Genomic DNA, 5,973 nt, shown 5'->3' on the forward strand with positions numbered 1-5,973 from the left:
TACGAATTAATTTACCAAGGGGCAGGTTGTGCCCGGGCGGTGAGGGCACGTGCCGGCATGTCATCCTGAGAATCCCATACACTTGCAAACAATTCGCAATCGCAACGTAACTCGAGCTTCAGCTCGAGACTTTCGGCCCGATTCATCGGGATGAAGAATCCCTTACTTTGGTACACTGAACTCCCTTTCGTCCTGATTTTCAGAGAGAAGGAGCCCGTAGGTGAAGAACGAACAAGGCGCAGCCTTTTGTAGCGAAGTGGAAATTCCAATTCTCAGGAACAGGCCAGCCCGTCTGGACGGTGTCCAGCCGGTTGGAGCGCAGCGGAAATCCCGTTTTCGGGGACAGGCCCGTCTGGCCACCGGACAGGCAAAGCATTCACAAAGTGCGTAAATATTGCAAATAGAAAATTGCAAAATATCTTATCATATCAGAGTTAGACTCTGCAAAAGGCACAATTTGCTCCCCCTTCCCTTTATTAGTTAAAGAAGGAAAGGGGGCGGGGGGGTAGGACCTTCATTACAAAAATTTTCTCACGCTAATGCATTACATCTTCTGAAGGAAGTATTTTAAGGCACAATTATTAACGAACAAAAACCTGGTAGGAGTGGGCTTTATGCCCGAGTAAGCCTTAGCAAAACGCAGTTCTGAAACCTGCTGCTAACGGGCAAAAAATCAAAATTAAAAAAAGAGTGGCCAAATTTGACCACTCTTAGGGGGGGAGGACTGCAATTATTTCATCAAAATCATCTTACGAGTTAAAATACGCTGGCCGGATTTTAACTGGTAAAAATACACGCCAGAAACCACACTGGCCCCGTTCTGATCTTTTCCATCCCACTGGGCGCGATGTTCTCCAGCATTTTGCAGGCCATTAAATAGAGTGCGCACCTTTTGTCCGGTAATGTTAAAGATACTCAATTGTACGGCAACGGGTTGATCCAGAGAGTATCGGATGGTGGTGGATGGATTGAATGGATTGGGAAAGTTTTCGAACAGTGCAAAATGGTTTGCGGTCACGGCCTGGCTGTTTTCTAAATTCTTCTGAACCTTGAAGGCCATTTGAGGCGACAAATTCCATACGGCTTTTGAGGCAAAGACCGGCGGTAAGTTGTCTGGTTGTTCTGGAATGAAAGGAATGCCATCTCCATCGGAATCTTGGCCACTTTCACCGGTGCTCGCTCCTTCTGAAAGTTGCATTTTATTGGCCACCGTTTTAAAGAATCGCGTGTAAATAACGGCAGCTTCACTGTGGCCTGCCACCAGATTGGCCTCACGCAAGGCGCCGGACAGGGCAGCCACGCGCAGGGGCGTGTAGGTGGCCACATCATTGTTATCAGCCGTACGGAATGTGTGGTCATTGGGCAGGTAAAAATGATTGATCAAATATTGGTAGGCCAGATTCGCACCGCGCAGGTAACGCCTTTTGCCCGTGGCCTGAAAAGCGGCCAGCAATCCGCGAATGGCTCCGGCCTGATTTTCGATCAGAGTGGCTTAACGTGCCGGGCCGCGTCCAATGGTGTAACTGTTGTACACTCTGCCTCTGGCATTCATTAATTTGCCAAGGACAAAATTGGCCTGTTCCTTTAGCGATTTTATGGCTAAAACCTGCAATGGTGTGCCTGAGAACTCCCGACTGAATTGTGCAAATGTTACCAGAACATAACCGGCATTCAGTGAACTGATGGTCTTGCCTGCTTTTACCCGATGTCCCTGTACCGTAGCCTGATCCACAAACGTATGTCCTCGGCGGTTATGGTGCATGTACAAAATGTTCAGAAAGAGGACTTTACTGGCGCCCATCATCAGATCAAACGGGCCGGGCTGACCGGTCTGGGCCATGGCAGCTGGGAAAGGATCGCCATCAAAAACCGATTTGTAAGCCACATGCGCTGCATCGCTCAGGTCATTTGGATTCATCATATTCTGGAAACTCAGCGTTCCCCACAAAAAAGAGACCTGATCCCAGAGCTGGATGGAAGCATCAACTACTTGCAGGCTGGCCAGACGAGGGGGCAGCATGGGATGAACGGGTTGTTCGGTTACAGCCACCTTATGTGCAAAATACCTTAAACCAGCGCGAGGATCGTAAACCATGGGATTGACTGCTCCAAGAGAGGAGCCGTTAAAGGCTAATTTTGAAAGGACGAATTTAACTTTGTTGATTGCTTCGGCTGTAAGAACCTGACCGATGAAACCATCCAGGCCATCCCCACCATAATATACATTATTGTTGGGATCAAAATGTGGACTTCCTGGCAAATCGGGGGTTACAATGCCGTCCGCATCTATGGGATTATCATCGGCATCGTGAAAGCCGCCAAGCATGTCCTGGGCCCATAAGTATTGTTTCATTAAGGTTTGCCCCATGGCAGCTAAATTGAGCGTTTTGTCCATTTTGGAACGATCCCAGCGTAGGGTGGAAAAATCCTGCCAGACAAATTTATCGGGATCGATAGCCTGCGGGAGATGCGGGTCGCCACTGATGAATTCGGCAAATTGAGGCCAGGGATGTCCGGGAGGCGCATGGTGGGCCAGCATGGAAAAATGCATGATATTTTTGATCAGCTCGTCATCTTCCTTAAACCCATTGGGCTGGGCCGTGAATTGCCCGTCAAATCCGTCCGGTTCCATGGCAGCCATCTGCCCGATCATCGGGGCCCACATCATGTGCAAGCCCATGCCAGAGCGCGAAATGATGGTGCCTAACTGGTAACGCGAATATTCGTAATTTTCGATGCCCAATGTGTAAGAAATAGATTCAGGCTGATTCAACACAAAGGGATCGAGGTCGTCCAGGTTGTAACCCAGGGCCTCGGCGTAGGGTTCACCGCTTTCGTTAATTTCGTTAGCCAGGAACATCTGTTCATGAGTGAAATAACGATTGGTGTTGGTGATTCTGATCTGCGCCAGGAGCGCATGGCACATGAATAAGCTCATAGCCATGAAGAACAAAAAGTAACGCATGGTAACGCCTCCTTATTTTAGATGTGAAAAAAAAAAGGCAGACTGCATCAGTCTGCCTTCTTGATGAGTTATGCTTTAGCCGGGGTGAGCTCGCTTTTTGGTTTTGTTTGTACATTGGAAAAATAACCGAGGGCCGCTCCGTAAACCAGATGCCCCAGTAGGCTGCCCATGACCATCAGAAATGGAGCCGGAGTATGAGAACTGAAAAATCCTGCTCCCATAATCGGCATAACCATGACCTGGGCCAGCACAAAGGGAATAAGGGCGTACAGTGCGCCGCTCAGAATGCGGTTCATTCGCAGGATGGGACCAAAAAAGAGCACATATTCAGCGGCCAGAATGGTTCCAATCATAAAATGGGCGATCCAACCGAGAGCTACAGGAAGGTGCATGAAATGAGCCAGCATCTCACCAATTGGCATTTTGGGCATGCCCATTAAGGGCGCCATTACCATAAAAATCGTCATGATGGCTGTGGCCAGTAAGCCCCCTTTAATGATTTGAATAAAACGTGATTGCATTACAATCTCCTTTCGAAATATGATTTGATTTTAAATTCAAACCATTAGACGTAAAGCGAAATGAATCCTTACAAAAAAATGCCTGGGCGCTGGTGAAAGACTTTAGAATACTTCCTTCAAAAGATCTAATCCCGCCACAGCGGGATGCGAAAATTCTTGTGCTACATTCTTACTAAGCTTTCCCAAAAGTTAAAGTAGATGAACATTTAAAAATCAAAATTTACATTGTAGAGATTATAACTCACCCTTCCCTTTTTTAAAGGGAACAGGGCCAGGGGGATGGGTTTTAAAACAAAAGCTCGCCATAAATGCTTCGCCCGTACAAAGTCGCGGACTGAAGCACGAGTTACATTGCGCTTGCGAATGGTTTGCTAGTGTAAGGGATTCTCAGAATGACATGCCGGCATTGTTTTTAACCTCTAGGGCACCATTTGCCCTTTTACAAAATAATTCGTAATTCGTAATTTTTAATTTTTAATTAAAACTAATTCATTGCTCCCTTTTTAACTGCTCTGAGTTCTCTGTGGTTGATTAAATCCCTGGGGAAATGTTTTTTGGTTGCGGCTCTGCTGCCTTAGAATCTGTGTATTAAGGGAAATCGATTCCGTTTTTAGTCATTTTTTTATTGGCTCTATCGAGCCAACGAGACCCTGGAGAGTCGCGCTACGGGATATGAAAATTTTTGTGCTGTGTAAGGAAGTAAAACCGTTGAATTGATGAATTGTTGATTTGTTGAATGGATTGATTTCCCATCACAAAGAATCGCAATTTCCGCTGCGCCCCAACCGGCCGTAGGACGGGGGCCCTTTGCGGTTTTTTAAGGTCGCAGCTCTGTTGCCTTAGATGAAGATTGATTTAAGTGGTAAGGCCAAAATAATACATAGCCTATCCCGCTTGTTGACTGTTAAACGAACCGGGGGGAACAGAGAAGCGTCCGGAGATTTAAAAAGGTCTGGAGAGGGGCAATCTGGATTGAGCCGAATGCTCATAGCTAGTCCAGAAAAGGTTGCAGGTTGTCAGGGACTTATTTCAGGTTGTTCTTTAGTTTTTCTTTTAAGAGTTCCTTTTGCATTGGGGAAAGTTTGATGTTCTGCAAGGTATTGTCGGAGTCCTGCAGTAGATGGCGCATCATCAGAATCTGATCCCGATATCTCAAACAAAACTGGCAATACATAAGATGCAATTTGACCTGCAGGCGTTCTTTAAAAGTTAATTTATGATCCAACGATCTGGAAATTTTTTCAGTAATGACATCACACTTTGGTGTTAAGGTATCCAGAAGGGACATTAGCCCTTTTTTAAAAATGTTCATGGAAACAGATCCTATTTAATCCAGTGTTTTTCTAAACAACGTCGTAATTCGGTACGGGCCCGGTGAAGGATAACCCAGATATTGGACGCCGAAATAGCTAAATGTTTACTAATTTCTTTTGAAGATTGTTGATCAATCTCCCTCAGGCGAAAAACAGCAGCCCATTTTTCGGGCAGTAATTCGATGCATTGCATGATAATTTTCAGCAGTTCCTGGCGTTCCAGTTCATCCTGCGCATTGAAATTTAAATCCTGCGGCTCATATCCTTTGCGCCAGGCAATGGGGCCCTTTCTTCTGGGATCAAAATCGGGTAGCTCAGCAAAACCGCCATCCGATAGGGATTGATCCGGTGAGTGTTGTTTTCGGTAAAAATCGATGATTTTTCGTTTTAGAATAGAAATTAACCAGGTCAATACCGAGCTGTCAGATCGGAATGAATTTAAATGTTTCAGAGCCGAAAGGAAGGTTTCCTGCACCAGATCTTCGGCAGCCTGTGCATTACCAACGCGTAACAGTGCAAACCGATAGAGCGCATCTCCGTAAAGATCGATCCATTGATCGGGATCCGTTTGCGTCGGAGCTGTTATAACGCGCATTCTTTTCCTGCTCTTGTTGAATTGTTTAGGTTGTAATATAATGTCCCCGTCGGAAATTAACAAATCCCTTACCAAAATTCTGTTTTATTAACATCTTCTTGCCCGAAAGCTTTATGCCGAGCGTAAGGTCGAAACATCTTCTTGAACCGTGTCATTTCGGCCGGGCGAGGGATTTACTGTTTGGGAGATTAAGCGGATTAATGAAAAAATATCACCGTTAGAAAAAAACTGAAATTGGCCGGGCCTATCAACGGTTTGAGAAGTGAATTTATGATATCACTGGCGCTGAATTTCAAATTTTTCATCTTAGAATACTTCTCTTAAAATATAATATATCTATTCCCGCCACAGCGGGGTGCGAAAATTTTTGTGCAATGTGAAGAAGCAAAAACGTTGAATTGTTGAATTGTTTATTTGTTGAATGGTTTGATGTCCCGTCCCAGAGAATCGCGATTTCCGCTGCGCTCCAACCGGCTAAAGCGGCCGGACAATTAAGAAAATTTCCCACAAAGGTCTTCCCCCTCTCCCAGATTTTTATTCTGGGAGAGGGGGATCGAGGGGGTGAGGGCTAATTCATGA

General features: G+C 45.8%; 6 protein-coding genes. 1 reads left to right on the forward strand and 5 read right to left on the reverse strand.

Translation table 11 applies throughout. The features are described 5' to 3' along the window. Positions 1-220 precede the first annotated feature (220 nt). The gene (locus ACWB0I_RS13005; protein WP_479388501.1) at positions 221-391 is read left to right on the forward strand and encodes a hypothetical protein; all 171 of its coding nucleotides are present in this window, start codon (positions 221-223) and stop codon (positions 389-391) included. A gap of 339 nt (positions 392-730) precedes the next feature. Here the strand turns inward: ACWB0I_RS13005 and ACWB0I_RS13010 are convergent, their stop codons facing one another. From ACWB0I_RS13010 to ACWB0I_RS13030, 5 genes are all read right to left on the reverse strand, one after another. Next, entirely contained in the window at positions 731-1,453 is a 723-nt protein-coding gene (locus ACWB0I_RS13010; RefSeq protein ID WP_479388502.1) for a FlgD immunoglobulin-like domain containing protein, read from the reverse strand. Between the two features lie 39 nt (positions 1,454-1,492). Further along, positions 1,493-2,965, reverse strand: coding sequence for a hypothetical protein (locus ACWB0I_RS13015; protein ID WP_479388503.1), 1,473 nt, complete (start codon positions 2,963-2,965; stop codon positions 1,493-1,495). Positions 2,966-3,033: 68 nt separating this feature from the next. Then, entirely contained in the window at positions 3,034-3,486 is a 453-nt protein-coding gene (locus ACWB0I_RS13020) for a DUF6789 family protein (protein ID WP_479388504.1), read from the reverse strand. A 1,024-nt stretch (positions 3,487-4,510) separates the two neighbouring features. Next, entirely contained in the window at positions 4,511-4,798 is a 288-nt protein-coding gene (locus ACWB0I_RS13025) for a zf-HC2 domain-containing protein (protein ID WP_479388505.1), read from the reverse strand. A gap of 11 nt (positions 4,799-4,809) precedes the next feature. Then, positions 4,810-5,394, reverse strand: a complete 585-nt coding sequence (locus tag ACWB0I_RS13030; RefSeq protein WP_479388506.1) for an RNA polymerase sigma factor — start codon at positions 5,392-5,394, stop codon at positions 4,810-4,812. Positions 5,395-5,973: the final 579 nt, after the last annotated feature.

The sequence above is a fragment of the Caldithrix sp. genome, from assembly GCF_056497305.1.